This window comes from Flavobacterium sp. LM5 (genome assembly GCF_002017945.1).
GTDB lineage: Bacteria > Bacteroidota > Bacteroidia > Flavobacteriales > Flavobacteriaceae > Flavobacterium > Flavobacterium succinicans.
Window position 1 is genome coordinate 1 of sequence record NZ_MUFX01000059.1, and the last position, 3,171, is coordinate 3,171.

General features: G+C 31.7%; 2 pseudogenes. One reads left to right on the top strand and one right to left on the bottom strand.

What is annotated here, in order from left to right:
• Positions 1-189 precede the first annotated feature (189 nt).
• Positions 190-1,043: pseudogene (locus tag BXU11_RS17515) on the top strand (S1 RNA-binding domain-containing protein).
• Between the two features lie 1,079 nt (positions 1,044-2,122).
• Here BXU11_RS17515 and BXU11_RS17520 read toward each other — a convergent pair.
• Positions 2,123-2,976, bottom strand: a pseudogene (locus BXU11_RS17520) (S1 RNA-binding domain-containing protein).
• Between the last annotated feature and the right edge of the window lie 195 nt (positions 2,977-3,171).

Genomic DNA, 3,171 nt, shown 5'->3' on the forward strand with positions numbered 1-3,171 from the left:
ACAGTTGGTTTCATTGGAGTTAGTTTGATTTTTTCAAATTTAAACAATTAAAATAGTTTTAGGTATTTTGATTTGGAGATTAACACTAGTACAATGACGAGCTTCACAAGATACATCGAAGAATCTCAACGCTTAACTCTAGAATAAAGCAAAGTCTTTGTACCTTTGCGCCATAGAAAATAGAAGAAAATGATTCAAATAGGAAAATACAATACCCTAACCATTTAAGAGATACCAAAGTAGGTTTGTTTTTAGGCAACCCTGAGCAAGACCCAGAAGGAATACACGATATTCTTTTACCTAACAAATATGTTCCAAACGAATTTGAAATTGGAGAGGAATTGATAGTTTTTGTGTATTTAGACCACGAACAACGACCTGTAGCAACAACTTTAGAGCCTTATATTTTATTGAATGAATTTGCTTTACTAAGAGTAAATTACATCAACCAAGTAGGTGCTTTTATGGATTGGGGAATGGAGAAAGATATTTTGGTTCCCTTCAAAGAGCAAGCGCGTCCTATGGAAAAAGGAAAGCGTTATTTGGTGTATTTGTATATGGATGAAAAAACGAATCGATTGGTTGCGTCTAGTAAAACCAATCAGTTTTTGAGTAATGATGTCCTTACTGTTGAAAAAGGAGAAGAAGTAGATTTAATTGTTTCGCATATTACCGAGATTGGGATTAACGTAATCATCAACGAAAAACATAAAGGCTTGCTTTACAAAGACGAAGTATATGATGATGCCATTCGAACTGGGGACAGAATGCGAGGCTACATCAAAAATATTCGCCCTGATAATAAGATTGATGTTTCGTTGCAAATTCAAGGTTATCAAAGTATTGAGCCTAATGCTGAAAAGATTTTGAATGAATTAAGAGCAAGTCGCGGTTTCTTGCGATTAAATGATAATTCGCATCCAGAAGACATTAAAACTGTTTTGAAGATGAGCAAAAAAACATTCAAAAAAGCAATTGGTGCTTTGTACAGAGATAAAGTAATTGAGATTAAAGAAGACGGGATTTATTTGATTCAAGAATAATTCTAACAGTATAAAATAAAAAAAGGCTAATCGATATACGGTTAGCCTTTTCTCTTTTGACGACAAATTGTCTTCAAAAAGGATGCATTCGTAAGGTCTTTGTATCACCTGAAAAACAACAGTTTTTAACGAAAAGTAACTGCTTATAATAGATTAACTTAAGTGTAAAATACCTATTGAATGTTTTGCCTTTAAATGGAATTTTCGATTGGTTCAAAATAATTGAATTAACCTTGCAATAAAACCATTAGTTCTTATATAAATTGTAAGGATTCGATTGTGGTTTTACTCCCTTATTTCTTTTAGGTAACCAAATTGAAACACTTATTGTTAACTGTAGGTGCTACTATTATGTTCTAGTATTTTTTGCAAACGAATCATCCATTTGCCCAATTGTTTTTGAAGTAGATTTTATCATTCTTTCCGAAAAAAATTGAGCGACATTTTTTTTAACTAATTTCAAAAGCTTTCATTTTCTAAATTGGTCAAAATTCAGTTGTAAAAATCCACGAACTAAGCTAAAAAATGAGTAAACGTTTAATTATGCAATAAGTTAAAGTACTCTTTTTTGAGTTCGTGATTTGTTAACTGAATTTTGACCTTAAAAATGAAAGCTTTTGAAATTAGTTAAAAAAAATGTCGCTCAATTTTTTCGGAAAGAATGATAAAATCTACTTCAAAAACAATTGGGCAAATGGATGATTCGTTTGCAAAAAATACTAGAACATAATAGTAGCACCTACAGTTAACAATAAGTGTTTCAATTTGGTTACCTAAAAGAAATAAGGGAGTAAAACCACAATCGAATCCTTACAATTTATATAAGAACTAATGGTTTTATTGCAAGGTTAATTCAATTATTTTGAACCAATCGAAAATTCCATTTAAAGGCAAAACATTCAATAGGTATTTTACACTTAAGTTAATCTATTATAAGCAGTTACTTTTCGTTAAAAACTGTTGTTTTTCAGGTGATACAAAGACCTTACGAATGCATCCTTTTTGAAGACAATTTGTCGTCAAAAGAGAAAAGGCTAACCGTATATCGATTAGCCTTTTTTTATTTTATACTGTTAGAATTATTCTTGAATCAAATAAATCCCGTCTTCTTTAATCTCAATTACTTTATCTCTGTACAAAGCACCAATTGCTTTTTTGAATGTTTTTTTGCTCATCTTCAAAACAGTTTTAATGTCTTCTGGATGCGAATTATCATTTAATCGCAAGAAACCGCGACTTGCTCTTAATTCATTCAAAATCTTTTCAGCATTAGGCTCAATACTTTGATAACCTTGAATTTGCAACGAAACATCAATCTTATTATCAGGGCGAATATTTTTGATGTAGCCTCGCATTCTGTCCCCAGTTCGAATGGCATCATCATATACTTCGTCTTTGTAAAGCAAGCCTTTATGTTTTTCGTTGATGATTACGTTAATCCCAATCTCGGTAATATGCGAAACAATTAAATCTACTTCTTCTCCTTTTTCAACAGTAAGGACATCATTACTCAAAAACTGATTGGTTTTACTAGACGCAACCAATCGATTCGTTTTTCATCCATATACAAATACACCAAATAACGCTTTCCTTTTTCCATAGGACGCGCTTGCTCTTTGAAGGGAACCAAAATATCTTTCTCCATTCCCCAATCCATAAAAGCACCTACTTGGTTGATGTAATTTACTCTTAGTAAAGCAAATTCATTCAATAAAATATAAGGCTCTAAAGTTGTTGCTACAGGTCGTTGTTCGTGGTCTAAATACACAAAAACTATCAATTCCTCTCCAATTTCAAATTCGTTTGGAACATATTTGTTAGGTAAAAGAATATCGTGTATTCCTTCTGGGTCTTGCTCAGGGTTGCCTAAAAACAAACCTACTTTGGTATCTCTTAAAATGGTTAGGGTATTGTATTTTCCTATTTGAATCATTTTCTTCTATTTTCTATGGCGCAAAGGTACAAAGACTTTGCTTTATTCTAGAGTTAAGCGTTGAGATTCTTCGATGTATCTTGTGAAGCTCGTCATTGTACTAGTGTTAATCTCCAAATCAAAATACCTAAAACTATTTTAATTGTTTAAATTTGAAAAATCAAACTAACTCCAATGACTAACTCCAATGAAACC